General features: G+C 73.6%; 26 protein-coding genes. 11 read left to right on the top strand and 15 right to left on the bottom strand.

Annotated features, from left to right (window positions below; genetic code table 11):
* Positions 1 to 23 precede the first annotated feature (23 nt).
* On the top strand, positions 24 to 851 hold the full coding sequence (pyrF, locus tag ACGFI7_RS10075) for an orotidine-5'-phosphate decarboxylase (protein WP_393401626.1): 828 nt from the start codon (positions 24 to 26) through the stop codon (positions 849 to 851).
* 304 nt (positions 852 to 1,155) lie between these two features.
* Here pyrF and ACGFI7_RS10070 read toward each other — a convergent pair whose 3' ends face one another.
* Positions 1,156 to 1,356, bottom strand: a complete 201-nt coding sequence (locus ACGFI7_RS10070) for a hypothetical protein (protein ID WP_393401623.1) — start codon at positions 1,354 to 1,356, stop codon at positions 1,156 to 1,158.
* Between the two features lie 23 nt (positions 1,357 to 1,379).
* On the opposite strand from ACGFI7_RS10070, the gene ACGFI7_RS10065 reads away from it, so the two are divergent.
* From ACGFI7_RS10065 to ACGFI7_RS10050, 4 genes are all read left to right on the top strand, one after another.
* Positions 1,380 to 1,934 carry a TlpA disulfide reductase family protein gene (locus tag ACGFI7_RS10065; protein ID WP_393401620.1) on the top strand — a complete coding sequence of 185 codons (555 nt, stop codon included), beginning with the start codon at positions 1,380 to 1,382 and terminating at the stop codon, positions 1,932 to 1,934.
* A 197-nt stretch (positions 1,935 to 2,131) separates the two neighbouring features.
* Positions 2,132 to 3,961 carry an ABC transporter ATP-binding protein gene (locus tag ACGFI7_RS10060; RefSeq protein ID WP_393401618.1) on the top strand — a complete coding sequence of 610 codons (1,830 nt, stop codon included), beginning with the start codon at positions 2,132 to 2,134 and terminating at the stop codon, positions 3,959 to 3,961.
* The gene (locus ACGFI7_RS10055; RefSeq protein WP_393401616.1) at positions 3,958 to 4,422 is read left to right on the top strand and encodes a S26 family signal peptidase; all 465 of its coding nucleotides are present in this window, start codon (positions 3,958 to 3,960) and stop codon (positions 4,420 to 4,422) included. Before ACGFI7_RS10060 ends, ACGFI7_RS10055 begins: the two co-directional genes overlap by 4 nt.
* Before the next feature lie 99 nt (positions 4,423 to 4,521).
* Positions 4,522 to 5,622, top strand: a complete 1,101-nt coding sequence (locus ACGFI7_RS10050) for an ABC transporter substrate-binding protein (protein WP_393401614.1) — start codon at positions 4,522 to 4,524, stop codon at positions 5,620 to 5,622.
* A gap of 14 nt (positions 5,623 to 5,636) precedes the next feature.
* Here ACGFI7_RS10050 and ACGFI7_RS10045 read toward each other — a convergent pair whose 3' ends face one another.
* The 11 genes from ACGFI7_RS10045 to ACGFI7_RS09995 form a co-directional block, all read right to left on the bottom strand.
* Entirely contained in the window at positions 5,637 to 5,870 is a 234-nt protein-coding gene (locus tag ACGFI7_RS10045; protein ID WP_393401612.1) for a hypothetical protein, read from the bottom strand.
* A gap of 40 nt (positions 5,871 to 5,910) precedes the next feature.
* Positions 5,911 to 6,795 (bottom strand): ribokinase, encoded by an 885-nt coding sequence (rbsK, locus tag ACGFI7_RS10040; protein ID WP_393401610.1) that lies wholly within the window; start codon positions 6,793 to 6,795, stop codon positions 5,911 to 5,913.
* Positions 6,792 to 8,138: an ADP-ribosylglycohydrolase family protein gene (locus tag ACGFI7_RS10035; protein WP_393401607.1), complete on the bottom strand. Its 1,347-nt coding sequence runs from the start codon at positions 8,136 to 8,138 to the stop codon at positions 6,792 to 6,794. The genes rbsK and ACGFI7_RS10035 overlap by 4 nt, the downstream gene beginning before the upstream one ends.
* Entirely contained in the window at positions 8,138 to 9,277 is a 1,140-nt protein-coding gene (locus ACGFI7_RS10030) for an ADP-ribosylglycohydrolase family protein (RefSeq protein WP_393401604.1), read from the bottom strand. The genes ACGFI7_RS10035 and ACGFI7_RS10030 overlap by 1 nt, the downstream gene beginning before the upstream one ends.
* Positions 9,274 to 10,242: an ADP-ribosylglycohydrolase family protein gene (locus tag ACGFI7_RS10025; RefSeq protein WP_393401601.1), complete on the bottom strand. Its 969-nt coding sequence runs from the start codon at positions 10,240 to 10,242 to the stop codon at positions 9,274 to 9,276. Before ACGFI7_RS10025 ends, ACGFI7_RS10030 begins: the two co-directional genes overlap by 4 nt.
* Before the next feature lie 5 nt (positions 10,243 to 10,247).
* A complete protein-coding gene (locus tag ACGFI7_RS10020; protein ID WP_393401599.1) occupies positions 10,248 to 11,213 on the bottom strand; it encodes an ADP-ribosylglycohydrolase family protein in 966 nt (321 codons plus the stop codon).
* Entirely contained in the window at positions 11,210 to 12,517 is a 1,308-nt protein-coding gene (locus tag ACGFI7_RS10015) for an ABC transporter substrate-binding protein (protein WP_393401597.1), read from the bottom strand. The genes ACGFI7_RS10020 and ACGFI7_RS10015 overlap by 4 nt, the downstream gene beginning before the upstream one ends.
* 9 nt (positions 12,518 to 12,526) lie before the next feature.
* Positions 12,527 to 13,345: a carbohydrate ABC transporter permease gene (locus ACGFI7_RS10010; protein WP_393401594.1), complete on the bottom strand. Its 819-nt coding sequence runs from the start codon at positions 13,343 to 13,345 to the stop codon at positions 12,527 to 12,529.
* Positions 13,342 to 14,250, bottom strand: a complete 909-nt coding sequence (locus tag ACGFI7_RS10005; RefSeq protein ID WP_393401592.1) for a carbohydrate ABC transporter permease — start codon at positions 14,248 to 14,250, stop codon at positions 13,342 to 13,344. Before ACGFI7_RS10005 ends, ACGFI7_RS10010 begins: the two co-directional genes overlap by 4 nt.
* Entirely contained in the window at positions 14,247 to 15,296 is a 1,050-nt protein-coding gene (locus ACGFI7_RS10000) for a LacI family DNA-binding transcriptional regulator (RefSeq protein ID WP_393401589.1), read from the bottom strand. Before ACGFI7_RS10000 ends, ACGFI7_RS10005 begins: the two co-directional genes overlap by 4 nt.
* 131 nt (positions 15,297 to 15,427) lie before the next feature.
* On the bottom strand, positions 15,428 to 16,651 hold the full coding sequence (locus ACGFI7_RS09995; protein WP_393401587.1) for an MFS transporter: 1,224 nt from the start codon (positions 16,649 to 16,651) through the stop codon (positions 15,428 to 15,430).
* Positions 16,652 to 16,675: 24 nt separating this feature from the next.
* On the opposite strand from ACGFI7_RS09995, the gene ACGFI7_RS09990 reads away from it, so the two are divergent.
* Positions 16,676 to 18,286 (top strand): ROK family protein, encoded by a 1,611-nt coding sequence (locus ACGFI7_RS09990; RefSeq protein ID WP_393401585.1) that lies wholly within the window; start codon positions 16,676 to 16,678, stop codon positions 18,284 to 18,286.
* A gap of 422 nt (positions 18,287 to 18,708) precedes the next feature.
* Entirely contained in the window at positions 18,709 to 19,014 is a 306-nt protein-coding gene (gene mihF, locus ACGFI7_RS09985; protein ID WP_101784984.1) for an integration host factor, actinobacterial type, read from the top strand.
* A 432-nt stretch (positions 19,015 to 19,446) separates the two neighbouring features.
* Here the strand turns inward: mihF and ACGFI7_RS09980 are convergent, their stop codons facing one another.
* The gene (locus ACGFI7_RS09980) at positions 19,447 to 20,094 is read right to left on the bottom strand and encodes a response regulator (RefSeq protein WP_393401583.1); all 648 of its coding nucleotides are present in this window, start codon (positions 20,092 to 20,094) and stop codon (positions 19,447 to 19,449) included.
* Positions 20,085 to 21,332, bottom strand: coding sequence for a sensor histidine kinase (locus tag ACGFI7_RS09975; protein ID WP_393401581.1), 1,248 nt, complete (start codon positions 21,330 to 21,332; stop codon positions 20,085 to 20,087). Before ACGFI7_RS09975 ends, ACGFI7_RS09980 begins: the two co-directional genes overlap by 10 nt.
* A 184-nt stretch (positions 21,333 to 21,516) precedes the next feature.
* On the opposite strand from ACGFI7_RS09975, the gene ACGFI7_RS09970 reads away from it, so the two are divergent.
* The 4 genes from ACGFI7_RS09970 to ACGFI7_RS09955 all read left to right on the top strand — a co-directional run bounded on the left by ACGFI7_RS09970 (position 21,517) and on the right by ACGFI7_RS09955 (position 26,448).
* Positions 21,517 to 22,788 carry an acyltransferase gene (locus ACGFI7_RS09970; RefSeq protein WP_393401579.1) on the top strand — a complete coding sequence of 424 codons (1,272 nt, stop codon included), beginning with the start codon at positions 21,517 to 21,519 and terminating at the stop codon, positions 22,786 to 22,788.
* A 6-nt stretch (positions 22,789 to 22,794) separates the two neighbouring features.
* Entirely contained in the window at positions 22,795 to 23,298 is a 504-nt protein-coding gene (locus ACGFI7_RS09965; RefSeq protein WP_393401576.1) for a GNAT family N-acetyltransferase, read from the top strand.
* Between the two features lie 29 nt (positions 23,299 to 23,327).
* Complete coding sequence (locus ACGFI7_RS09960; RefSeq protein ID WP_393401574.1) at positions 23,328 to 25,826, top strand: DEAD/DEAH box helicase; 2,499 nt, start codon at positions 23,328 to 23,330, stop codon at positions 25,824 to 25,826.
* A 79-nt stretch (positions 25,827 to 25,905) separates the two neighbouring features.
* The gene (locus tag ACGFI7_RS09955; RefSeq protein WP_393401571.1) at positions 25,906 to 26,448 is read left to right on the top strand and encodes a hypothetical protein; all 543 of its coding nucleotides are present in this window, start codon (positions 25,906 to 25,908) and stop codon (positions 26,446 to 26,448) included.
* Between the two features lie 8 nt (positions 26,449 to 26,456).
* On the opposite strand, the gene ACGFI7_RS09950 is transcribed toward ACGFI7_RS09955, so the two are convergent.
* Complete coding sequence (locus tag ACGFI7_RS09950) at positions 26,457 to 26,912, bottom strand: GNAT family N-acetyltransferase (protein ID WP_393401569.1); 456 nt, start codon at positions 26,910 to 26,912, stop codon at positions 26,457 to 26,459.
* Positions 26,913 to 26,998 lie beyond the last annotated feature (86 nt).

The raw sequence follows: 26,998 nt of genomic DNA, 5'->3' as shown, positions 1-26,998 counted from the left end.
CGACTTCACGAAGGGGGCGTGCGATGACCGAGTCGTTCGGAACACGTTTACGAGCCAGGATCGACAAGTACGGACCGCTCTGCGTGGGGCTCGACCCGAGCCCCGAACTGCTGCACGCGTGGGGGCTGGACGACTCACCGGCCGGTCTCGAACGCTTCAGCCGGAGCGTGGTCGACGCGGTGAGCGACCTCGCCGCCGTGGTCAAGCCGCAGTCGGCCTTCTACGAGCGGTGGGGCAGCCGGGGCGTCGCCGTGCTGGAGCGGACCATCGCCGATCTGCGCGACGCCGGCCCGCTGGTGCTCCTCGACGTCAAGCGCGGCGACGTCGGCAGCACGATGGCCGCCTACGCCGAGGCCTACCTCGACCGGGGCAGCCCGCTGGCCGCCGACGCGATCACGCTCAGCCCCTACTTCGGGTTCGGCAGCCTGGCGGGCGCGATCACCTCCGCGCTGGCCAGCGACGCGGGCGTGTTCGTGCTCGCCCGCACCTCCAACCCCGAGGCGGTCCGCCTGCAGCAGGCGGTGGCCGGGGAGATCTACGAGGGCATACGGGCCGCCAACGCCGGTCGTGAGCCCCTCGGCTCGGTGGGAGTGGTGGTGGGCGCCACGGTGACCGATCCCGGCTACCCGCTCGACCGACTCAACGGGCCCGTCCTGGCGCCGGGGCTGGGGGCCCAGGGCGCGACCCCGGCCGACATCGGGCGGTTGTTCGCCGGGGTGCGCGACGCGGTGCTGCCGTCGGCCTCCCGGGCCCTGCTCGCGGACCAGTCGGGGCTGCGGGCCCGCACAGAGCGCTGTCGCGACGAGTGCGTTCACCACCTGACCTCCTGGAACTCCTCGGCGGAGAACTAAACCCGAATCTCGCTCTTGATCACTTCGGCCGGCGGTCACATAATCCGGATGATCCCCATTTGCAGGGGACGAGGTAGAGGAGAAGTCCTTGGTCTCACTCATCCAGAAACTCAGCGACCAGATGCTCGGCTGGCTGGTGCCGAAGGCCGAAGCAGCCGCCGGGCAATGCAGCTGCAACTGCGGCTACAGCCCTCCCTACTCCTGTAAGAACTGCACGCGGTGCTACCGCTGCACCGACTGTACGAGCGGCGGCAACTGCCTGCAGTGTCACACCCGGTCGGCCTGCTGCTGAACACGTCGTGACCTATCTGGCGATCGGCCGCGCCTGCCTGGTGAGCGTCGTCTTCGCGACCTCGGCGCCCAGCAAGGCGCGCGGGCGCGCCGCGTACGGCGAACGCGCCCGAGCGGTGCGGACATCGATGCCCGCGCTCCGCGGCAGGAAGGCCCTCGCCTCGGCGACGGCGTCGACGGTCGCCGCCGCGCAGGCGGCGGCGGCCGTGCTCACACCCGTGCAGGGAGGAACTCACCATGACCATTCTCATCGCCGCAGTCATCCTGGTCGGGGCGCTGTGCCTGCTGGATCTGCTGCTGACGTTCGGCGTCATCCGCAGGCTCCGCGAGCACACCACACACTTGGAGGGGCTGCTCAACACGGTCGGCATGGGTGATGCCCAGCGGATCCTCGGCAAGCCGGTCGGCGACTTCGCCGCGACGACCACCGACGGCGAGCCGGTCTCGCGGGCCCTGCTGAGCGGCGAGACCGTGGTCGCCTTCTTCAGTCCGACGTGCGGTCCCTGCAAGGAGAAGGCGCCGGTGTTCGCCGACCTGGTGCGGGCGCACGCCCTGGACCGGCAGCAGGTCCTGGCCGTCGTGGCCGGCGACGGCGGCGAGGAGGAGAGCGCGCGGATGGCCGGGCTGCTGGAGCCGTCCGCCCGGGTCGTCATGGACCGGGGCGGCGAGGATTCCGTGGCCGGGGCGTTCCAGATCTCGGCCTTCCCGACGTTCTGCCTGGTCGACGCCGAGGGTGTGGTCCGCGTCGTGGACTCCGACGCCGATCGGCTCCTGGTCCCGGCCGACGCGTGAGCGACCGGCCCGACGCCGGGGCCGGCGCGGATCCCCCAGCCGGGACCACGCCGGATCCCCCCGCCGGGGCCGCGCCGGATCCCCCCGCCGGGACCGCGCCGGATCCCCCCGCCGGGACCGCGCCGGATCCCCCAGCCGGGGCCGCGCCGGATCCCCCCATCGGACCCGCGGCGGATCTTCCCGGCGCCGGGCCCGCGGTGCCGGAGTGGCGTGCGCTGCTGGTGAGCGCGGCCGAGGCGGCGCGGCTCGCGTGGCGGTCCGCGCCGCGGCAGCTCGCGGGCGTGAGCGCCGCCACCCTGGCGGGCGGCGTCGTGCCGGTCGCGGCGGCCTGGCTGACCAAGGCCGTGCTCGACCGGATCGTCGCGCCCGGCCCGACCGGCGTGGTGGTGGGCCTGGCCGTCGGCCTGGCCTGCGCAGGGGTGGTGGGCGCGGTCCTTCCGCTGCTGGGCCAGTACCTGCAGGGCGAGGCCGAGCGCCGGGTGGGCCTGCGCGCCCAGGACGAGCTGTTCGGCGCGCTGGAGCGCTACACCGGACTGCGCCGGTTCGAGGACCCGGCGTTCCTCGATCGGCTGCGGCTGGCCCAGCACAGCGCCCAGTCGCCGGGACAGATCATCGCCGCGATGCTCTCGCTGGCGCGGGACTCCGTCACCCTCATCGGGTTCGTCGTGTCGCTGGCGCTGATCAGCCCGGTCTTCACCGCGGTCGTGCTGCTGTCCGCGATCCCCGCGCTGGTGGTGGAGCTGCGCGTCTCGCGGCGGCGGGCGGACATGATGCTGCGGATCGAGCCCGCCGAGCGGTGGCAGTTCTTCTACAGCGGTCTGCTCTCCTCGGCCGAGGCGGCCAAGGAGGTGCGGCTGTTCGGTCTCGGCCCCTTCCTGCGCGGCCGGATGAACGCCCAGCTCGGCGCCGCCGACGCCGCCCGCCGCGCCATGGACCGCAAGGAACTGGCCGCCCAGGGCGCGCTCGTCCTGCTGGCGGCGGCCGTCTCCGGCGGCGGGCTGGTCTGGCTGCTGGCCGGGGCCGCGCAGGGACGGTTCACCGTCGGGGACGTGTCGATCTTCATCGCCGCGGTCGCGGGGGTGCAGGGCGCGCTCGGCGGCTCGGTGAACGCCACCGCCTCGGCGCACCGGCTGCTGCTGCTGTTCGGTCACTACACCGCGATCGTCAGGAGCGGCCCCGACCTGCCGGAGCCCGCCGCGCCCCGCGCCCTGCCGCCGCTGCGGCACGGCATCGAGCTGCGCGACGTCTGGTTCCGCTACAGCGACGAGCATCCGTGGGTGCTGCGCGGCGTCAGCCTGCTCATCCCGCACGGCCGTTCGGTGGCGATCGTCGGGCGCAACGGCGCCGGCAAGAGCACCCTGGTCAAGCTGCTGTGCCGGTTCTACGACCCGACGCGGGGCGCGATCCTGTGGGACGGGGTGGACATCCGGGACGTCCCGGCCGCCGAGCTGCGCGCCCGCATCGGCGCCGCCTTCCAGGACTTCGTCGCCTACGACTTCAGCGCCGCCGACAACGTGGCCGTCGGCGACCTGGCGGCGGTGGACTCCCCGGCCAGGATCGAGGAGGCCGCCCGCCGCGCCGGGGTGCACGACGTCCTGGCGGGCCTGCCGCACGGCTACGACACGTTGCTGACCCGTACCTTCGCAGCCACGTCCGCCGAGGAGGACCCGCAGGCCGGGACCATGCTTTCCGGCGGGCAGTGGCAGCGGGTCGCGCTGGCCCGGGCCTTCCTGCGCGGCGACCGCGACCTGATGATCCTCGACGAGCCGAGCGCCGGGCTGGACGCCGAGGCCGAGCACGACATCCACACGCGGCTGCGGCGGCTGCGCGCGGGCGGCACCACCCTGCTCATCTCGCACCGGCTCGGCACCGTGCGCGACGCCGACCTCATCGTCGGACTCGCCGGCGGGCGGATCGTGGAACAGGGCGGCCATGACTCCCTGATGAGAGCGGGCGGCCCCTACGCCCGCATGTTCGCCCTCCAGGCGGCCGGTTACGCGCCGTCCTCCCCCGCGGAGCTGCCGTGATCACGGCGGTGGTGGTGACGGCGGTGGCGGTGCTCGCCGGCGCCCTGCTGTGGGTGCGCCGCCGGTACGTCCTGATCACCGTGCGCGGGCTGAGCATGTGGCCCACGTACCACGACGGCGACCGCGTCCTGATCCGGCGGGTGCCCGTGACCGCGGTCCGGGCCGGGCAGGTGGTGGTCGTGGCGGCGTCCCCGAGGGACGTGGCGGTCCCGGGCCGGGGCACGCGGTGGCTGCTCAAGCGGGCGGTCGCGGTGCCGGGCGACCCGGTGCCCCGCGACCGGTTCCCGGCGCTGCGCTCGGTCCCTGATCCGGCCGTGCCGCCCGGTCACCTCGTCGTGCTCGGCGACAACCCCAGTCAGTCGTACGACTCGCGCCAGGCCGGATACATGCCACCCGGGCGGCTCCTCGGCGTGGTGGCCCGCCGCGTGGGCGGCGTCCCCTCACCACCGGGCCCTGCGTAGCACCCGTGGCGGCACGGCGTGCCGGGGCGGCGGAGGCCGCCGTTCCCGGGTCGGCTAGTCTCGGCGCCGTTGATCACTTCGCCGGGGGGACGCCGACCTATGCCCACGCCATCATCGCCACCCGCCGACGGGGCGTCCGTCCGGATCGGCGCTCTCGTACCGCTGACCAGGCCGGGCTGGGTCCAGGCGGGCCGGCACCTGCTCGCCGGGCTCGACCTGGCCGTGCACGAGGTCAACGCCGCCGGCGGGATCGCGGGCCGGCCGCTGGAGCTGGTGGTCCGCGACACCGCGGCCGACCCGGGCAGAGCCGAGGCGGCCGTCGAGGAGCTGGCCCGTTCGGGCGTGGCCGCCCTGGCCGGTGAGTACCACAGCGTCGTCGCCCGCGCCGCCGCCGCCCGGGCCGACGCGCTCGGGGTGCCGTACCTCTGCTCGTCGGCGGTGCTCGACGGGCTCACCGACCAGCGGACGGATCGGGTGGCCCGCCTCGCCCCGGCGCAGTCCCACGGCTGGCGGATCTACGCGGACTTCCTGCTCGGCGCGGGCCACCGCCGCGTCGCGGTGGCGGCCCAGCCGAGCGTCTACTGGGCGTCAGGGACCGGCATCCTGCGCGACCATCTCGCCGCGCGCGGCGGCGACCTCGTCGAGCTCGACATGGGCGCGCTCAGCCCCGAGGCGGCCTGTGAGGAGCTGGCCCGCGACGGCGCGACCGCGGTCCTCCTGCTGACCGGCATCCCGGAGCCGGCCGTGTCCCTGGTCAGAGCCGTCCGCCGCGACCGGCGGCTCGCCGGGGTGCTGGTCGGCGCGCCGGCCGGACAGCCGGAGTTCGCCGAGTGGGCGACCGAGCTGGGCGACGACGGTGCGGGGATCCCGTTCCTGCGTTACCTGCCCGCGCGGCTCGGGCCGCTCGGCGCCCGGGTCGGGTCGGCGTTGCGCGAGCTGCTGGCCGAGGCGCCGTCGTTCGTGGCCTTCGAGGGGTACGACACGGTCACGGTGCTGGCCGAGGTGCTCCGGGCGCACGGCACGGACCGGGCGCGCGTCGCCGCGGCCTGGCCGGACGTCTCGGTCGAGGGCACCCGGGGGCCGATCCGGTTCTCCCGCGTGCCGGGCATCGGCGTGTGGCAGTGGGCCTGGCCGCCCGTCCAGGTGGTCGACCGTGATCCCGCGGCGGCCGGCCGGTTCCGCGTCCTGCACTCCGGCTGACGGGAAGCCGCCGCTCAGCCGGTGGGGCCGACGTCGGGGCGTTCCTCGTCGCCTTCGGCGTGGCCCCGCTCCTCGGCCCTGTCCTCGTCGGTGTGCTCGTGCTCGGACTCGTCCCTGGCCTCGGGCGGGTCGGCCGGGACCGGGCGAGGGGCCTTCTCGGTGCTCGCGCCGGACCGCTCGGCCACCACGTCACTCTCGGCGCCGAGTCCGTCCGCCGCCGGGGGCAGGTCGTCGGGGTTCTCACTCATGCCCTCCCCTTGCCCGGGAGGAAGGGTTCGATGCGGGATGTCAGCCGAGCGCGGCGTCGATCTCCGCGCGCTGCGGCATGGAGGTGGAGGCGCCCTCTCTCCGCACCGACAGCGCCGCCGCCGTGGTGGCGAAGCGGAGGGCGTCAGCGGCGGCCAGGCCCTCGGACCTGGCGACCGCGAGCGCTCCGGCGAACGTGTCGCCCGCCGCCGTGGTGTCGACCGCCTTGACCGGCACCGCGGGCACGTGCAGCCGCTCCCCCGAGCGCGACCCGTACAGCGCTCCTTCGGAGCCGAGCGTGATGACCGCCTCCTCGACCAGGCCGAGCAAACCGTCCAGGGCGGCGTCGGGGGCGGCGGCGCCGGTGATGCCGGCCGCCTCGTGCTCGTTGGGCAGCAGCAGGGTGACCGCCTCCAGCAGGCCGGCCGGAAGGGACTGGGCCGGGGCGGGGGTGAGGATGACGGGCACGCCGGCCTCGCGGGCGGCGCGGGCGGCGGCGGTGACGGCGGCCATGGGCAGCTCCAGCTGGAGCAGCAGCGCCCGGGAGCCGGCGATGACGGCGCGCTCGGCCTCGGTGGGGCCGGTGACGGCGCCGTTCGCGCCGGGCACGACGATGATCGAGTTGCCGCCCTGGTCGTCGACCACGATGTGCGCGATGCCGCTCGGGCCGGGGACCCGGCGCAGCAGCGTCACGTCGACCCCGGCGGCGGCGAGCGTGTCGCGCAGCTCGGCGCCGAACGCGTCCTCGCCGACCGCGCCCAGGAACGTCACCTCGGCGCCCGCGCGGGCGGCGGCGACGGCCTGGTTGGCGCCCTTTCCGCCGGGCACGGTGCGGAAGTCGCGCCCGGTCACGGTCTCGCCCAGCCGGGGCGCGCGTGCGGTGTAGGCGACCAGGTCCATGTTGGCGCTGCCGAAGACGGTGATCACGCGGGCATCAGCTCCTGGGTGCGGCGGGCCAGCTCCTTCAGCCCGATGCCGTCGAAACCGGTCAGGCTGCTGGCCAGGCTGTCGCGCAGCGCCCACTGTCCGGGGACGCCGCCGCGGAGCGCGCCGGCGATGGCGCCCGCGGTGGCGCCGGCGGAGTCGGTGTCCCAGCCTCCGGCGACGGCCCCCGCGACGGTGGCGGTGAAGTCGCCGCGGCCGTGCACCAGGGCGGCGGCCACCAGCGCGGCGTTGTTGACCGTGTGCACCCAGTGGAGTCCGCCGTGCCGCTGGTGCAGCAGGTCGGCGACGCGCTCGAAGTCGTCCTCGCGGGCGGCGTCCGCGACCGCCCGCCGGACGGCCCGGTGCAGCCGGGAGCCGGGCGGCACCACGGACAGCCCGGCCTCGACGACCTCCTCGGTGGAGCCGGCGACCATCGAGGAGGCGCACATGGCCGCCACGAACATGGCGCCGTAGAGGCCGTTGGCGGTGTGGGTGAGCCGGGCGTCCCGCCAGGCGTACTCGGCCGCGGTGCCCGGATCGCCGGGGTTGACCCATCCGTACACGTCTGCCCTGATGAGCGCGCCGATCCACTCCCTGAACGGGTTGCGGCGGGTGGCGGTCCGCGGGGGCTCGACGCCGTCGAGGAGGTTGCGGTACGCGACGCGCTCGGCGGTGAACGTGCGCCCGGCGGGCAGCTCGTCGAGCCAGAGCCGGGCCACGTCGTCGGTGGTGAAGCCGCGGCCGTGCCGTTCGAGCACGGACAGGGCGAGCAGCGGGTAGTTGAGGTCGTCGTCCTCGGGGATGCCGTCGATGTTCTCGGCCAGGGAGTTGACGGCGCTGCGCCGGTTCCACGGCCACCGCGCGGCCACCTCGGGCGGCAGGCCCTCGGCGGTGAACCAGCCGCGGATCGGCCAGTTGCCGGTGGCCTCGGCGATCTCCCTGATGCCGGTACGCGGGATCTTCTCGACCGGCTTGCCCAGCACGCACCCGGCGGCGCGGCCCTGCCAGGCGCCCAGCACCCGGTCGGGCCCGGCGGCGGCCCCGCCCGGTCGCGGCCAGGATGGGCAGGCGGCGATGATCGCGGGCAGGTCGTCCGGCTCGTCCAGCGGGGACGGGATCGCGGCCAGCTCGTCCAGGAGCTCCTCGGCTAGCGGGCGCAGCGCCTGCGCGCCCGGCTCGGACGCGCCGGCCCGGGGCGGGGCGTCGTGCCCGCCCGCGGCGTGCCACCGCGCGGCGACGGCGGCGACCCGCGCGCCGTCAGGGCCGCCTTCCCTGCCGTCCTCGGCGGCCTGCCGCAGCTCGTGGCCGATCAGGTCCTCCGGCTGGACCCAGGTGAGCCGGATCATCAGCCCTCCAGGAGCGCGGCGAACGCCGCCTCGTGGGCGCGGCGCCTGGTCACGTCGTCGTCGTGCACCCGGCGGGCGACGGCGGCGAGGGCGCGGCCGGGCGCCACCAGGTCGGTCCGGCTGGCCGTGCCCACCTGCTCGACCCACTCCGGCGGGACCGCGCCGAGGCCGCCGAGCGCGCCGGCGATGGCGCCTCCCATGGACGCGATCGAGTCGGCGTCGCGACCGTAGTTGACGCCGCCCAGCACGGTGTCCCGGTAGTCGCCCTTGGCGATCACCAGGAACGCCAGGGCCAGCGGCAGTTCCTCGATGCTGTGCACGCGGCTCGGCCGGCGGGCGCCGAGACCCTGGTCGCGGTAGGTGTCGGCGACCGTGTCGTAGGGCCGCATGGCGGCGCGCAGCGCCTCGAACGAGCCGTCCCAGTGGCCGAGCCCCCTGGCCGTCTCGCACACGGCCTCGATGGCGGCGCGGGTGCCGTCCTTGGCCAGCCGGGCGCAGGCGGCGACCACGGAGTCGGCGGTGGCGCCGGGCCGCATCGCCTCGGCCACCGCCGCGGCCATCACCCCGGCGGCCTCGCGGCCGTAGCTGGACTGGTGGGCGCCGGTCAGGTCGAGCGCCTCGGCGTAGGCGGCGTCGGGATCGCCGGCGTTGACGACGCCCACCGGGGCCACGTACATGGCGGCGCCGCAGTTGACGATGTTGCCGACGCCCGCCTCGCGCGGGTCGGCGTGGCCGTAGTGGAGGCGGGCGACGATCCACTTCTCGGCCAGGAAGATCCGCTGCAGCGGCAGCGCCTCCGCCTCCAGTTCGGGGATCCACCGCCGCTCGGTCATCAGCTCGGGCACCAGGTGGGTGGCCATCGCGTACGCGTCGAGGTGGCCGCGCACCTTCTCGTAGACGCGGATGAGCGCGTGCGTCATCAGCGTGTCGTCGGTGATGTGGCCGTCGCCCTTGTGGTACGGGGCGATGGGGCGGGCGTTGCGCCAGTCGTCGTTGTACGGCGGCACGATGCCCTCGACCCTGCCCCCGTAGCGTTCCACGATCTGCGCGGGGGTCCAGCCCTCGGTCGCGCCGCCCAGCGCGTCACCGACCGCCGCCCCCGCCACGCAGCCAGTCGCCCTGTCCTCAAGCGGCGTCATGAGAGTCCTTCCGTGATGTCGATGAGATCTTCGCCCGCCAGCTCCGGCAGGCAACAGCCGGCCAGCGTGCGGGCCGGTGCGATCCACCCCTCCGGGATCGCACCGTACCCTCCGCAGGCCCCGGTGAGCGCGCCGGTGAGCGCGGGAGCCGAGTCGGCCAGCGCCGCCAGGCACGCGGCGGCGGGCACCGCCCGGACGAGCGCGCCCTCCGCCACCTCGGTCAGGGCGAGCGCGGCCGGCACGGTCAGCGCGGCCCCGACGCCGTAGCTGTAGACGTGGTCGAGCAGGGCGGCGTCGAGCGCGGGCACCGCGCCGAACGGGTCACCGGCGGCGCGGGCGGCGGCCAGCGCCACGCGGGCGTTGTGCCCGATGGCGGTGTCGCCCGGCAGCACGTCGAGCGCGGCGGCGACGGCCTTGACCGCCGAGCCGGTGGCGACGGCCTCGGCTACGGCGGCGGCCATGGCGCGCGCGCCGAGCAGGCCGTCGCCGGCGTTGGTGACCTGGGCGTCCTCGTCCGGCTCCGCGCCGCGCAGGCCGTAGGCGACGGCTCTGACGGCGGCGGCGTCGTCGAAGTGGTGCGGGTTGTCGTGCCCGCTGGCGGGCGGTTCGACGCCTCGGGCGAGGTTGTCCAGGGCGGTGGCGACCGAGACGCGGGCCCTGATGTCGTCGCGGCCCACCAGCGCACGGAACGCGTCGGCGCGCGGCGTGCCCATGGTGAGCAGCGTCCAGGCCAGCCATTCGGCGTCGTCGGACGGGCCGACGGCCAGCGGCGCGGTCGGCTGGTTGAGCGCGAACGGCACCGGCAGCGTGGTGACCCGGTGCTCCTCGGCGAAGGCGTCGAGCTCGCGGTGGAGCCTGCGGCTCCACGGGGCGTGCAGCGCGGCCCGGTGCCTGGCCGCGGGCCAGCCCGCGGCGTCTCCCGCGGCGAGCCCGATGACGGCTCCCGCGATCCTGTCCCCCGGCATGTGTTCTAGAGTCCTTCCACCCGCCCGGCGCGGGCGAGTTCGTCGGCGGCGTCCAGCACGTGCCTGCCCGCCACGACCGGCAGGCACTTCCCGGTGGCGGGGCCGATCCTGGCCGCCCACCGCTCGGGGACGCCGCGTTCGCCCTGCCCCGCTCCGGCGACGGCGCCCGCGATGGCGCCGATGGTGTCGGCGTCCCTGCCGAGGCTCACCCCGAAGGTGACGGATTCCTCGACGTCGCCCGCGCCGTGCACGTACGCGGCCAGCGCCAGCGCCACCGCCTCGGGCGCGACGTCCGTCCACGGGTAGTGCCTGACCACGACCGCCTCGTGCAGCGCGGCGGCGGGGTCGGCGGCGTCCAGGGCGGCGCGGGCGCGGATGATGTTCCTGGCCGTCCACGAGTCGGCGGGCACCGCCGACAGCGCCGCCTCGACCGCCTCGGACGGGGCCGCGCCGGTGATGGCGGCGGCGACCGCCGCGGCCACCGCCCGGCCGCCGAGCACGCCCTCGCCCGACTGGCTCACCCGGCCGTCCTCGGTCACCAGCCGGGCCGCCTCCGCCGGGTCGCCCGGGCAGAACACCCCGTACGGAGCGGCCCGCATGGCCAGCCCGTCGGACCAGCCGTGCTGGTGGATCAGCCCGGTCAGCGGCGGCTCCAGTCCCCGCCGCAACGCCTGCACGGTGCCCAGCTCGGAGAACCCGGCCCCGCGCATCGGCCCGGTGACCGCCGGGATCACCTTCTCCCGGTACGCGGCCGCGACCAGGGCGGACGTCAGCCCGTGGCCGTGCTCGGCCAGCAATCCGGCGGCGAAGATCGCGTACTCGGTGTCGTCGGTGCCGCCGCCCTCGATCTCGGTGAGCCGCCCCCACCGGCGGCTGATCTCCTGCGGCGTGAGGTTCTCGGCGGGGGCGCCGAGGGCGTCGCCGGCCGCCAGGCCGAGCAGACACCCCCGGGCCCTGTCGCGATACGTCACCGCTGATACCGCTCCAGCACCTTGTTGCCCTCCTCGACGAGCCGCTTGGCCGCGTCGTCCAACGTGATCTTGTTGGCGAAGAACTCCTGCAGCACCGGCGTGGCCACCTTGCTCTTCCACTCGTCGTACCCGTTCACCTTGAGGAACGGCGCCACCACGAGCTCCTTGGCGGAGGCGGTGGCCACGTCCCAGCCGTCCTCCTTGCCGGTGATCGACGGGTCGGCGGCGGCCTCCTGCGAGGTCGGCAGCAGCCAGTCGCCCTTGGCGAGCCGGGCCTGGTTCTTGCCGTTGAGGAAGAACGAGATGAACTGGACGGCCTGCTCCTGGTGCTCGCTGTCGACCGACACCGACAGGGTCTGCGACACCGCGCCCTGGTTGGCGGTGGTGCCCTTGAGCGGCGGCAGCGTCACCCACTCGAAGCCGTCGGGAGCCTGCTCGGCCACCTGCTGGCGCAGGTAGACGCCGACCGGGAGCATCGCGTACTTGTCGGCGAAGAAGCCGGGCAGCGGGTCGGCGGTGCCCATGCCGAGCGCCGCCGGGTCGGCCGTCTTGTCCTTGTAGAGCTGCTCGTGGATGCGCTGCAGGACCGCCTTCTCCTCGGCGCCGACCTTGACGGTGGTCTTGCCCTCGGCGGTCTGGAAGAAGGTGCCGTCGAAGTTGAGCGCCAGGTTCAGCACCTTGTTGACCGGCGACTTCATCGGCCAGGCGACGCCGAACGTGTCGCCCTTGGTGAGCTTCTTGCTCGCCTCGGCGAACTCGTTCCAGGTCCACGGCTCGGCGGGGGTGGGGATGCGCACCCCGGCGGCGTCGAGCAGCTTCTTGTTGGCGATGATGACCTGCGACTCCTGCAGGAACGGCACGCCGAACACGCCCTGGTCGCCGTTGCCGTCGTCGAAGGTGACGGTGTCCCAGGCGGCCTGCGGGATGTCGTTCTGCAGGGCGCCGGGCAGCTTGCCCTTCAGGTCGAGCAGGTAGCCCTTGGAGGCGAAGCCGGCCAGCGCGGGCGAGTCGTTGTGGAAGACGTCCGGCGCGTCGCCGCCCTCGAAGGAGGTGACGAGCTGGTCGTTGACGTTGTCCCAGCTGCCCTGGACGTAGGTGACCTGGATGTTCGGGTTGGCCTTGTTCCACTCCTCGACGATCGCCTTGTTGGCCTCCACCGACTCCTTCTGCCAGGCGAGGCTGAGGAAGTCGAGCTTGACCGGCTCACTGGAGCCGCCCGACGGCTCGCCGGAGTCCCCGCCGCCGCCGCACGCGGCGGCCAGGGCGACGACCGCCACCGCCGCCAACGCGGATTTGATACGCATCTGAGCCTCCTAGCCCTTCACAGCGCCGGCCATCAGGCCGGACCTCAGCCGTCGCTGGATGATTGCGAAAAAGATCAGACTCGGGATCGTCGCCATCAGCGACGCCGCGGCCAGCGGACCGAGCCTGGCCACTCCCTCGGGGCCGGTGAACCGCACCAGCGTCAGCGGGAGCGTCATCACGTCCGGGTCCTTCAGGACCACGAGCGCGAACAGGAACTCGTTCCACGACGAGATGAACGAGAAGAGCAGCGTCGCCACCACGCCCGGCGCCAGCAGCGGGGCGACCACGCTGACGATCGCCCGCATCCGCCCGGCCCCGTCCACCGACGCGGCCTCCTCCAGCTCGCGCGGCACGGAGCGCACGTACCCCTGGAGCATCCAGAGCGCGAACGGCAGCGTGAACGTCATGTGCACCGCCACCAGCCCGGCCAGCGTGTTGACCAGGTCGAGCTGCCGCATGACCATGAACAGCGGGATGATGATCAGGATGAACGGGAACACCTGGCTGACCAGCACCCACCCGAGCGCGATCCGCTTCAGCGCGCCCTGGTAGCGCGCCAGCGCGTACGCCGCGGGCAGCGCGACCGCGACGGTCAGGAAGGCGCTGGCCACGGCCACGATCAGACTGCGCAGCCCGGCCCCGACGAGGTCCTGCTCGCTGAACGCGTCGGTGAAGTTGGTGAGCGTGGGCTCGCGCGGGATCCAGGTCGGGTCGAGGCTCGCCATCTCCTGCGGCGTCTTGAGCGCCGTCGATAGCAGCCAGATCAGCGGGAAGGCGAGGAAGACCAGGTAGACCAGCAGGGCCGCGTACTGCGAGAGCTTTCTCATGACGCCTCCCTGAGTTGCCGCCACAGGTACACGCCGAGCAGGGCGAGAATGATGATCACCATGACGACGCCGAGCGCGGCCGCGTAGCCGAAGAAGCCGTAGTCGAACGCCTCCTCGTACGCGAAGAGCATGGGCAGCCTCGTCCGGCCGCCCGGTCCGCCCTGGGTGAGCACGTAGACCAGGCTGAACTGGTTGAAGTTCCACACGAAGTCGAGCGAGGTGATGGCCACGATGATGGGGCGGAGCTGGGGCAGCGTGATGTTCCAGAACCGGCGCCAGGTGCCCGCGCCGTCCATGGCGCCGGCCTCGTACAGCTCCCTGGGCACGTTCTGCAGGCCCGCCAGCAGCACCACGGTGGTCTGCGGCATGCCGCTCCAGACGCCCATGACGATGACGGCGGGCAGCGCCCAGGCGAAGTCGGCCAGCCAGTTGATGTCGGTGCCGAGCGTGCTGTTCACGATGCCGGCGTCCGGGTGGTAGACCAGTCGCCACATCAGGCCGATCACCACGGGCGGCATCGCCCACGGCACCAGGGCGAGCACCCGGGCCAGGGAGCGCAGCCGGAGCCGCTCGTTGAGCAGCAGGGCCAGCCCGAGCGAGGCGAGGAACTGCAGCACGGTCACCGAGACCGCCCAGATCAGCCCGACCTGCATGGACTGCCAGAACATCTCGTCGGCGAGCAGCCTGCCGAAGTTCTCCAGGCCGACGAAGCCGGTGTCCCGGTTCCGGCCGGCCTTGGCGTCGGTGAACGCCAGCGAGATCCCGTAGAGCAGCGGGCCGACGCTGAAGAGCAGCACCGGCACCAGCGCCGGCAGCAGGAGCACCAGCATCTCGCGGTTGCGCCGCGACCGGGTCTCGCGCCGGGGGCGGGCGGGCGGCGCCGGCCGCGTGGCGGTGGCCGTCACAGTCCTCCCTCCCCCGCTCCCGGCGCCTGGAACGGTGCGGGCTCCTCCCCCGTCGTCGAAGCCCGTACCGCCAGCCGCGGCGGCACGGTCACCCTGCGGGGCTCCCTGTCGCCGTTCTTGAGCCGGTCGACCAGCAGCTCGGCGGCCGCTCTGCCGCGCTCGGCCGAGCCCAGCGAGACGCTGGTCAGCGACGGCCAGGAGGCCGCCGCCAGCTCGGTGTCGTCCATGCCGGCCACCGCCACGTCGTCCGGCACCCGCCGCCCGGCCGCCCGCAGCACGTCCAGCGCGCCGAGGGCGATCAGGTCGTTGGCGCACATCAGCGCGTCCACGTCGGGCCGCCGCGCCAGCAGCGCCGCGACGGCCCTGCCGCCCTCGGCCCGGTAGAAGTCGCCGATCTCCACCAGGTCCTCGTCGTACGGGAGACCGAGGTCTTCCAGCGCCTCGCGGTACGCGGCCCCGCGCGCGGCGCCGGGCACCGTGTCGGTCGGGCCGTTGACCATGCCGATGGTGCGGCGGCCGAGCCGGTAGAGGTGGTCGACGGCCAGCTTCACGCCGGTCCGCGAGTCGGCCCTGACGTTGTCCACCGGCGTGCCCTCCGGCACCGAGCCGATGATCACGACCGGGGCGCGGGCCGCGGCGAGCATCTCCAGGTGCTGCTCGGTGACGCGCAGCGGGCTCATGATGAGCCCGTCCACGTACCGTTCGCCCAGACTGTGCAGCACGTCGATCTCGTCGGCCACCACCGCGTCCGTGGAGTGCAGGACGAGGCGGTAGCCGGCCGACTTGAGCACCGGCTGGATCTGGCGCAGCATGGCGAGGTAGGCGGGGTTGCCGACGTCGGCCATGGCGAAGGCCACCTGGTGGGTGCGGCGAGACTTGAGGGAGCGGGCGACGGCGTTGCGCACATATCCGAGCTCCTCGGCGGCGGCCATCACCTTGCGCACGGTCTCCTGCCGGGTGGGCAGGCCGTTGAGCACCCGCGACACCGAGGCGATGGAAACCCCGGCGCGCTGGGCGATCGTGGTGATCGTGGGTCCGTCGGCCAAGGCTGTCCTTCCAAGTACGTAAACGATTTCAGCCAAGCGCCTGTAAACGTTTACTGGGTGTGCGCCATGAAACCCTTTCGCAATGTGTCCGGTCAAGTCACGATCACATCACGCGCTCGTACGGGAGGAAGTCAGTCGCGGGCCGCGACCGGCTCGGGAACGGCGGGCACGGTGCGCGCGGTGAGCGCGCGGATGGACGGCACGCCCGCCAGGGCGACCACGGCCGACAGGACCGCGGGGACGATCAGCGCGACCGGGAGCGAGGACGACTCCGCGATGTAGCCGAGGATCGCCGGGCCCGCCAGCAGGCCGGTGTAGCCGCAGGCCGTGACCAGGGCCAGGGCCTTGCCCACCGGGCCGCCGGCGGCGCCGACCGCGCTGAAGATGACCGGCACCACCGTCGCCAGGCCCACGCCGGCCAGCGCCCACCCGGTCCAGGCCGTCGCCGTGGCCAGGCCCCCGGTGACCGGCGAGACCAGGACGAGCGCGTACCCGCAGGACGCCAGCACCCCGGCCAGCCGGATCGTGCGCACCGAGCCGAGCCGGGCCCTGATGGGGTCGCCGAGCAGCCGGATCGTGGTCATGGCCACCGCGAAGACCGTGTACGCGAGAGGCGCGGCGGCCGGGTCGGCGTCCAGGACCCAGCGGGCGTGCAGCGCGGCCCAGTCGATCGCGGCGCCCTCGGCCAGATGCCCGGCGAAGGCCGCCACCCCGAGCAGCCCGAGCAGCCACCAGCCCACGGGGCCGCCGGAACGGGCGCCGCCGGCCTGCGGCGCGGGCTGCTCGGGCGGGTCGGGCAGCAGCAGGTGAGCCGCCGGCAGGAACAAGAACGGCACCACGACGGCCCCCACCACGAGCAGCGTCTGGGCGTCCGCGCCCGCCCGGAGCGCCAGCGCGGTCAGCCCGCCGGCCGCCGCGCCGCCCAGGCTCCACGCGCCGTGGAACGCCGAGATGATCGGCCGTCCGTAGGCGCGCTCGACCTCGACGGAGTGGGCGTTCATCGCCACCTCGGTCACGCCCAGCCCCAGCCCGAACAGCACGGCCAGCCCCGCCAGCATCCCGTATCCGGTCGCGAGCGCCGGCCCGAGCAGCGCCAGCGCGCAGACCGGCCCGGCCACCCAGCAGACGCTCCGGCTGGAGAGCCGGTCCACCAGCGGCCCGGCCGCCAGCATCGACACCAGCGCGCCGCCCGAGATGAGCAGCAGGACGCTGCCGAGCCGGGCCGGGCCGAGATCCAGCCGCTCGTTCAGCGACGGCAGGCCCGCCGCCCACAAACCCATCACGAATCCCGTCAGGATGAAGAACCCGAACACTCCGGCGCGGGCACGTCGCGCGTCTCTCAGTTTTTTGTTCACGGCTAGAGCATAATGAAGGACACCATGACAGGGAATGGCGCGACCACAAGTGGCGAACTGCGCGCCCACAACCGGGTCCGGCTGCTCCGCGCCGTGCACGACGGCGGCGCGACCAGGACGCGCTCGCAGCTGACCCGCGACCTGGACCTGGCCAGAGGCACCGCCTCGGTGCTGGTGGGCGGCCTGACCGAGGACCGGCTGCTGCACGAGGAGCCCGCGCCGGAGCACGGCAGGGGGCGGCCCACGATGATCCCCGGCCCGCACCCGCACGGGCCCGTCGTGCTCGCCGCCGACGTCCGCGAGGACTCCTGGGAACTGGCCGCCTGCGAGCTGGGCGGCCGGGTGACCGTGCTCGCGGTCCGCCCGCACGACGGCACCCCGGAGGGCGCGTTCCTGCCGCTCGGCGCCGCCATCGCCACCCACGGCGCGCGCTACGGCGACCGGGTCGTGGGGGTGGGCGTGGCGGTGGCGGGCCCGGTCCGCCCGGACGGCCGCGTCGACGTCTCCCACCTCCGCTGGCGCGCGATCGACGTCCCCGCCCTCCTGTCCCAGGGAGCCTCCACCTCTCGCGACCTGCCATCAGACAACCCCGCCGGCCTGCCGGCGCACCAGGGACCCGCCGCTCACGGCAGCCCAGGGCCGTCCGACCGGCCCGCGCACGCCAACCTGGCGACCACAGACCCGGGGCCCGCCGATCAGCGCGCTCCAGGGCTGTCCGGCGACCCCACCGACCGACCCGCACGCGCCGAACACCCGGGGTCCGCCGAGTGCGGCGGGATGAGGGCGTCAGGACTCCGCTTCCCAAGGCAGAACGCTCGCGATCCCGCCGACCGGCCCGCACACGCCACCGAAAACCCGGTCGCCGCCGATCGCGGCGGGGTGGGGGCGGCAGGGTTCGGTCTCGCTGGGCAGGCCGGTGGGGATCCGCTTTCGGTGTTCGGGGAAATGATCGTTCCTGGTGTACGGGTGGGGAACGACACGGCGTTGGCCGGGTTGGCCGAGGCGCGGCGGGGGCGGCTGCGGGGGGTGGGGATCGGGTTGCATCTGCATGTGGACTTCGATCTCGGCGGGGTGCTGGTGGTCGGCGGCCGGCCGCTGGGCGGGGCGAGCGGGGCGGGGGCCGAGTTCGGGCACATGGCGCTGGGCGGCCCGGGAGCCGGGGAGCCCGCGCTGTGCATGTGCGGGGCCCGCGGATGCTGGGGGATGGACGTGGGCGCGAACGCCCTGCTGCGCCACCTGGGCCTCGAGTACGGCGGCGGCAGGGGCCGCGGTCAGGCGGAGGAGATCCTGGCCCGGGCCGAAGACGGCGACGAGGGCGCGGGCGAAGCGGTCCTGGCCGTGGTAGGGGCGCTCGGCAGGGGCATCGCCGCGCTGGTGAACGCGCACGATCCCGAGGTGGTGACCCTCTCCGGGCTCGGCGCCGACCTGCTCGACCGGGCCGGGGCGGAGCTGCGGGCGGCGGGCGAGCCCTGGCTCATGACGATCCGCCGGGAGAGCCCTCCCCCGATCGTGGCGTCGGCCCTGCGGTGGCGGGGTTCGCTGCTCGGGGCGATGGAGGCGGTGTTCGACGCGTTCCTCACGCCTGCCGGGCTCGCTTCCTGGACGGGCTCCGACACGCCCGGAAACAAAGTGTGACTAAAAGCACGCTTCAGGGTCAAAACTCGCCATCGACCGCATAACGCGACCGGGGTACGGGGCGCGCAGCGTAAGGGCCTGGAAGGAAGGGCGGCGAGCCGTGACGCGCGGCCAGTACGGGCAACCCGCCTGACCTCGCAGGGGATGCCGTATTGCCTGGTCAAAGGGCCTGCCGATGCCCCCGATACCGCACTCCGGCAGCCGCCGACCCCCAGGGGGACGGGGAGCGTGCCCGGCGGCGTGGGCGGCCGCCTCGACACGCCCGGGCGGGAGGCGGCGCGGGCCCGCGCGGTCCCCGCAGCCCGGCGGACAGGTCGAGCGGCGCTTTCCAATACACGATCCGCTGGTATCCGCCATGATTAGCCACTGCACTACGGGTAACAGAATCCCCGATCGTTAACTCCCCGAGGAGAGAACAACAGATGGCACTTCCTACTCTCACCCCCGAACAGCGCAAGGCCGCGCTGGAGAAGGCCGCGGAGGCCCGTGCTGCCCGCACCGCCCTGCTGGCGAAGGTCAAGGCAGGCGAGCTCTCGTTCTCGCAGCTGCTCGAGCGCGATGACGACATCGCCAAGAAGATCAAGGTGTCGCAGGCGCTCCGCGCTGTGAAGGGCGTCGGCCCCGCCAAGGCCACCGCTCTGATGGAGGAGGCCGGCGTCGACGAGAAGCGCCGCCTCGGCGGCCTGGGCGCCCAGCAGCGCAAGAAGCTGGTCGAAGCGCTCGGCTGACCCCGGGCTGCCAGGTCCGCGCGGTGCCCGCGCGGACCGGCCGGCGACGGGAGCACGGGTCGGCGAGGGATGCCGGCCGGCACACATGGGGATGACCGGGCCGAGTGGGGGCTGACGGGCGGGACGTACCGCCCCGAAGCGGGCCCGGTTCCGGCTGCCACGACCACGGGCACGCCAGCTGCTCCGGCCCCCGCCGGAGCGGGCCCGGCGGTCCGCACGGCGGCCGGCGAGACCGGCGCGACCGCCGCCCTCAGGGCGGCCCGAGGCCGCGCCGCGGGGTGATGCGCGCTCGGAGCACGGCCGAGCGAAGCCGGGACGACAGCCGTAAAGGGACGACAGCCGTAAAGACAACTGCCGTAAGGGGCGCTGACACGCGCAGCCCGAACGGCAGGCGTTCCGGAACGCCGACAGGCAAACCGGAACGGCGGGCGTTCAGGAGCGCAGGTAGGCCAGGACCGCGAGGACCCGGCGGTGCTGGTCGCTGTCGTCGGCGTAGAGGCCGAGCTTGTTGAAGATGCTCCTGATGTGCTTCTCCACCGCTCCGTCGCTGATGACGAGCTGCCTGCCGATGGCGGGGTTGGACTTGCCCTCCGCCATCAGGCCCAGCACCTCGCGTTCGCGCGGGGTGAGGGAGGCGAGCGGGTCGTTCCTGCGCCTGCGCACCATCAACTGCGACACCACCTGAGGGTCGAACACGGTCCCGCCCGCGGCGACCCGCCGCAGGCCCTCCATGAACTCGTCCACGTCGACGACCCGGTCCTTCAACAGGTAGCCGACCGCGCCCCTGGCGTCGGCGAGCAGGTCGTCGGCGTAGGACACCTCGACGTACTGCGACAGGATGAGCACCGGCGCCCCGGGCACCCGCTCCCGGGCGCGCACGGCTGCCCGCAGCCCCTCGTCGGTGAAGCTGGGCGGCATCCGCACGTCCACCACCGACACCTCGGGCCGATGCTCGACGACGGCCTCGACGAGGGCGTCGCCGTCGCCGACGGCCGCCACCACCTCGCAGCCGAACTCCTCCAGCAGCCTGACCAGGCCCTCTCTGATGAGCACGGCGTCATCGGCAACGACTACCCGCACGGCACCTCCGCTACGATCACCGTCGGCCCGCCGTCGGGCGAGCTCACCGTGAGCTCCCCGTCGACCGCGCGGAGCCGGTCGGCCAGCCCGGCGAGACCGTGTCCCTTGGCGACGTGCGCGCCGCCGACCCCATCATCGCCGATGGTCAGCACCAGACGATCACGGGTGTGCGCGAGCCTGACGGTGCAGACGGTGGCCTGGCTGTGCTTGGCCACGTTGGTGAGCGTTTCGGCGACGACGAAGTAGATCGCGTTCTCGACCGCCGCGTCGTACCGTCCGGTGGCCTGGACGTCCAGGTCGACGGGGACGGTGCAGCGGCCGGCGAGGGCGGCGAGCGCGGGCGCGAGCCCCCGGTCGGACAGGACGGGCGGGGCGATGCCGCGGGACAGGGCGCGCAGTTCGTCGAGCGTCTCGCGGGTGGCGGTGATCGCCGATCTGATCGTGTCCTGGGCCGCGCCGGGGTCCTTGGCGAGCTGCCGCTGCGCCCGTGACAGGTCCATGGCCAGCGAGACCAGCCGCTGCTGGGGGCCGTCGTGGATGTCGCGCTCCAGCTTGCGCAGCGCGTTGGCCTCGGCGGAGACGGCGGCGGCGCGGCCCTCGGCCAGGTCGTCGATGCGCTCCTGCAGTTCGGCGACTCCGGTGAGCAGCGCCCGGCCGAGCCCGGCGCGCAGCAGCGCGGTGCCGCGGACCACGAACGGCAGGATGAAGAGGAACAGCAGTCCCACCGACACGTAGAAGATCGCGTTGACCAGATATCCGTCGCCCAGCCCGAGCAGCTCGGGCAGCTCCACGTTGCCGGGGATCCGCGAGGTGACGATGCCGTAGATGGGCCAGGTGAGGCCGCCGAGCGGGACCGCCCAGAAGGCGACCGTGAGCGAGAACGAGACCACCGCGATCGGGAAGTTCACGATGGCGTGCAGCAGGTCGAGCCAGGACTGGCCGCTGGTCAGCGGGTTGACGATGCGGCGGAAGCGCCCGGCGCCCGGTGGCGGCGCCTTGTAGCGGGGGCGTACCGGAGGACGCGCGAGGACGTCCGAGAGCCAGGCGCGCTCCCCGTCGGCGAACGCGCGGGCCATCAGCAGGGTCCCCGCCAGCACGGGCACCCCGATCCACACGACGGTCGTGCCGATCCCGGCGGCCAGGCCGGCGATCGTGATGCAGAAGGCGAGCACGGTCGGGGGGAAGCCGACGAGCGTGTAGCGGGTGTCGAGCAGAACCCGCCTGATCACGGAGCGCATGGCACAAACGCTAAGCCCCCGGCTCATCCATTTCGACCCGGTATGCCGGTGTCCGGGGGTGGGGCCAGCCCTACCTTCCCCGGTCGCGCCGGCCCGTCCAGAAGACGGCGGCGCACGGCACTGTGCCCGGCGGCCGCGAGCGGAAGCCTTGACCGCATCACCCCCGATGAATCGAGGCATCCCCATGACCGTCATGCTGGAACGTCCCCGCCCGGCGCCGCCCGCCTCGCGTGATCCGTTCCTCGACATCCTGCGGGTGTTCGGGATGGCGCTGGTGGTGCTGCAGCACTGGACCATCCCGGTGCTCGGCTACGACGGCGCCCGGCTGACCACCGGCAACGCGCTGGCCACGCCGGGCGTGTGGGTGGTGACGTGGGTCAGCCAGGTGATGCCGCTGGTGTTCTTCGCGGGCGGCGCGGCGAACGCGATCAGCTTCGGCCGCTCCCCCGCCGGCGGGCCGCGCTGGCTGGCGGGCCGGCTGCGGCGGCTGGCCTGGCCGCTGCTGCCGCTGGCGGCGGTGTGGATCCCGCTGCCGCACCTGCTGCTGGCGCTGGGCGTGCCGGAGCAGCCGCTGGAGACGGGGGCGCGGCTGACGGGCCAGTTGCTCTGGTTCCTCGCCGTCTACCTGATCGCCGTGACGGCGACCCCGTACCTGCTGGGGCTGCACGAGCGGTACGGGGCGCGCGTCCCCGCGGCGCTGGCCGCCGGGGCGGTGCTGACGGACGTGGCCCGGTTCATGTCGGGGATCGACGCGGTGGGCTACCTGAACGTGGTCTTCGTCTGGCTTGCGGTGCACCAGCTCGGGTTCCTGTACGCGAGCGGGCGGCTGGCCCGGCCCGGCCTGCTGGCGGCCTGCGGGTACGGGGCGGCGGCGCTGCTCGTGGCGTTCGGCCCGTACCCCGGCAGCATGATCGGGCTGCCCGGAGCCGAGACGTCGAACATGGCGCCGCCCACCCTGGCGATCATGGCGGTCGGGTTCGGCCAGGTGGGGCTGGCCGTCCTGCTGCGGGAGCGGATCCTGCGGCTGCCCTCGCGCCGGCTGCTCGCCTGGGCGGCGCCGCGCATGATGACCGCGTACCTCTGGCACATGCCGGCGCTGTTCGCGGTGACGGGCGTGGTCGTGGTGGGGCTGGGCGCGCGCACGCCGGAGCCGGGCGGCGTGCTCTGGTTCGCGGGCTGGCCGCTCTGGTTCGGGCTGCTGTCGCTGGTGCTCTGGCCGCTGCTGCGGTGGTTCGCCCGGTACGAGGAACCGCCCGCCTTCGGGTACGGGGTCGCGACCTGGGGCACCACGCTGGCCGCGGCCGCACTGGTCGGCGGCGGGCTGCTGGCGCTGACGGTGGCGGGGTTCGCGCCGGGTGCCGTGCCGGTGCTCGCGGTGGCCTCGATCGCGGCCGGGCTCTGGCTGACGTCGGTGAGCGCGCCGCAACCCGCCCGTCATCTCGCCCCGGCAGAATGACCGGCCATGACGACCGTCCGTCCCCTGACCGAGTCCGACCTGCCGGCCGTCGCCTCGATCTACGCCCACTACGTCACCGAGACCGTCGCCACCTTCGACGAGACGCCGCCGACGCCGTCGGAGTGGCGGGCGAAGGCGGCGGCGATCACCGGGGCGGGGCTGCCGTTCCTGGTGGCCGAGGAGGACGGCGCGGTGCTCGGCTACGCGTACGCGGCCCCGTACCGTCCCAAGCCCGCCTACCGGCACACGCTGGAGGACACCGTCTATCTCGCGCCGGGTGCGACCGGGCGCGGGCTGGGCGGGCTGCTGCTGGGCGCGCTGATCCCGGCCGCCAGGAAGGCGGGGGCCGCCCAGCTCGTCGCGGTCGTGGCCGGCACCGGGCAGGAGGCGGCGTCCCTCCGGCTGCACGCCGCCTTCGGGTTCACCGAGTCGGGACGGCTGCGCCGGGTGGGGTTCAAGCACGGCCGCTGGATCGACACCGTGCTGCTCCAACTCGATCTGGGGTCCTAGCACCCCGCGGGCTTCGGCAGGATAGAGGTGTGAGCCTTCTCATCGACCGCCTGCCCGCAGAGATCGACGCCGATCCCGACGCCATCTACGAAGCGTTCGCCTCCTGGAACGCCGAGAGGGGGCTCACGCTCTATCCCGCCCAGGAAGAGGCGCTGATCGAGGTGGTGTCGGGCAGCAACCTGATCCTGGCCACCCCCACCGGCTCCGGCAAGAGCCTGGTCGCCGCGGGCGCCCACTTCACCGCGCTCACCCGCGACCAGCGCACCTTCTACACCGCGCCGATCAAGGCGCTGGTGTCGGAGAAGTTCTTCGACCTGTGCGCCGTCTTCGGCACCGAGAACGTCGGCATGATGACCGGCGACGCCAGTGTCAACCCGGGCGCGCCGATCATCTGCTGCACCGCCGAGATCCTGGCCAACGTGGCGCTGCGCGACGGCGCCACGGCCGACATCGGCCAGGTGGTGATGGACGAGTTCCACTTCTACGCCGAGCCCGACCGGGGCTGGGCGTGGCAGGTGCCGCTGCTGGAGCTGCCGCACGTGCAGTTCGTCCTGATGTCGGCGACGCTCGGCGACGTGGCCATGTTCGAGCGCGACCTGACCCGGCGCACCGGCCGCCCGACCGCGGTGGTCAAGAACGCCGAGCGGCCCGTCCCGCTGGTCTACTCCTACCGGATGACGCCGCTGCACGAGACGCTGGAGGAGATGCTGACCACCGGCCAGGCCCCGGTCTACGTGGTCCACTTCACCCAGGCGGCGGCCATGGAGCGGGCCCAGTCGCTGATGAGCATCAACATGTGCACCAAGGCCGAGAAGGAAGCGATCGCCACGATGATCGGCGGCTTCCGGTTCACCACGCGCTTCGGCCGCGCCCTGTCGAGGCTGGTCCGCCACGGCATCGGCGTGCACCACGCGGGCATGCTGCCCAAGTACCGCCGGCTGGTGGAGCGGCTGGCCCAGGCGGGGCTGCTCAAGGTCATCTGCGGCACCGACACGCTGGGCGTCGGCGTCAACGTGCCCATCCGCACCGTGCTGTTCACCGCGCTGTCCAAGTACGACGGCAACAAGGTGCGGCGGCTGCGCGCCCGCGAGTTCCACCAGATCGCCGGCCGGGCGGGCCGGGCCGGGTTCGACACCATCGGCTACGTCTCCTGCCAGGCCCCCGAGCACGACATCGAGAACGCCCGCGCGCTGGCCAAGATCGGCGACGATCCGAAGCGGCGGCGCGGCTACGCGCGCAAGAAGCCGCCGGAGGGGTTCGTCGGCTGGAGCGAGGAGACGTTCCAGAAGCTGCAGCAGGCCGAGCCGGAGCCGCTGCAGTCCCGGTTCAAGGTGAGCAACGCGATGCTGCTGGCCGTCATCAACCGGCCGGGCGACTGCTTCCAGGCGATGAAGCACCTGCTGACCGACAACCACGAAGACCGCAAGTGGCAGCGGCGGCACATCAGCCAGGCCATCGCGATCTACCGGTCGCTGCTGGCCGGCGGCGTGGTCGAGCAGCTCCGCGAGCCGGACGAGCAGGGCCGCCGCGCCCGCCTGACGATCGAGCTGCAGGAGGACTTCGCGCTCAACCAGGCGCTGTCGACGTTCGCGCTGGCCGCCTTCGAGCTGCTCGACCGCGAGTCGCCCGGCTACGCACTCGACATGGTGTCGATCGTGGAGTCCATCCTGGACGACCCGCGCCAGATCCTCTCGGCCCAGCTCAAGAAGGCGCGCGGCGAGGCCGTCGCCGAGATGAAGGCCGACGGCGTCGAGTACGAGGAGCGCATGGAGGCGCTCGCCGAGATCATGTATCCGATGCCGCTGGAAGACCTGCTGCTCGGCGCGTACGAGACCTACCGGCGCGGCCACCCGTGGGTGGGCGACTACACCGTCAGCCCCAAGTCGGTGGTCCGCGACCTGTACGAGCGGGCGATGACGTTCAGCGACTACATCCAGTTCTACGAGCTGGCCCGGTCCGAGGGCACCGTGCTGCGTTATCTGGCCGACGCCTACCGGACGCTGTCGCGTACCGTCCCCGAGCATCTCAAGACCGAGGACCTGGTCGACCTGATCGAGTGGCTCGGCGAGCTGGTGCGCCAGGTCGACTCCAGCTTGATCGACGAGTGGGAGAAGCTCGCCAACCCGGACGAGGCGCTGGAGCGGCGCGAGCAGCTGGAGACCAAGGTGCGCCCGGTCACCGGCAACCCGCGGGCGTTCCGGGTGCTGGTGCGCAACGCCATGTTCCGGCTCGTCGAGCTGTGCGCGCTGGAGAAGGAGGAGGAGCTGGAGGAGCTGGCTCCCGACGTCGACTGGAGCGCGGCGCTCGACGCCTACTACGACGAGCACGAGGAGATCCTGACCGACGCCGACGCCCGGGGTCCGGCGCTGCTGCGCATCGAGGAGGAGACCGGCGTGTGGAAGGTCCGCCAGACGATCAAGGATCCGGCGGGCGACGGCGACTGGGGCATCGACGCCCAGATCGACCTGACGGCGTCCGACGAGGAGGGCCGCGCCGTCGTCCACGTGCAGGGACTCAACCGGCTGTAGAGGGTGTGCGCCGCGCCACGGGTCCTCCTGTGGACATACCGGGCCGAAGGCTCCTCAATGGAGGGCGAGAGGGGGCCGGATGGGACGCGTTCAGGAGGACGTGGCGTGGTCGTGGCAGGATCCCGCGGCGCTGGAGGCCAACGCCGCGGGTGAGGTGACGCCGGCGCAGCGGGCGCTGATCATCGGCCCCCGGGTGCGGCCGCCCTACGTGGCGTGGATCTTCCTGGTCTTCCTGGTCGCGACGGAGGGCTTCTTCGGCTGGCTGGGAGCGCGGGATGACTTCCTGGGCGACGGGCGGGGGCTTCTCGGGGCGCTCGCGGCGATGGGCCTGATCATGATCGTCTGGGGCTGGCAGGCCGTGGCGGTCGTGCTGATCCACGGGGTGCCGCGCTGGCGCGAGCGACGGCGCCGCCGCCGGATGATCACCGCACTCGGCACCGGGAGGGTGGCGCACGGCGTGGGCCGCGTGCGCGACGGGGCCGCCCAGGTGGGGCAGGACGTGATCCCGGCGCCGCCGGGCGCCCCCGCGCTGCCGCCCGGCGACTACCGGTTCTTCTGGCTGGAGTCGCCCGCGGCCGGGCGGGGGCCGCTGCTCTCGGCCCGGCCGCTGAACGAGGACTAGGACGAGGACTAGACCGCGCGGGTCATGAACACGCTGTTCGGGTCGGGCCGGTAGTCGGCGAACGGCTCGCAGTAGGCGAACCCGAACTTCTCGTAGAGCTTTCTGGCGGGCAGGTAGAACTCGCCCGAGCCGGTCTCCAGGCTGATCCGGCGCACCCCCATCCGACCGGCCTCGGCGAGGATGTGGTCCAGCAGGAAGGACGCCACCCCGCCGCGCTTGCGGGCCGTGGAGGTGCGCATCGACTTGAGCTCGGCGTGCTCCGCGTCGAGCCGCTTGATCGCCCCGCAGCCGACCAGTGCGCCGTCGTCCCAGACCGACCAGAAGGTGATCTCGGGGCGGCGCAGGCCGTCGAGGTCGAGGGCGTGCTTGCTCTCGGGCGGCGTGGTCGACAGCATCTCCTGGACGTGTTCCTCCAGGAACTTGGCGATGTCCTCACCGGTGAGGTCGTCGACCACGATCTCCATTGCCTGCCCCTTCCGCTCGCCGATCGACCGTACATTTCCGTTGTTAAGGGAATATGTCCGGCGTGATTCAGCGGCTTTTCGGAAGA

The sequence above is a fragment of the Nonomuraea sp. NPDC048826 genome (assembly GCF_043198225.1).
Taxonomy (GTDB): Bacteria; Actinomycetota; Actinomycetes; order Streptosporangiales; family Streptosporangiaceae; genus Nonomuraea.
This window is presented reverse-complemented; position numbering and strand designations above follow the sequence as displayed.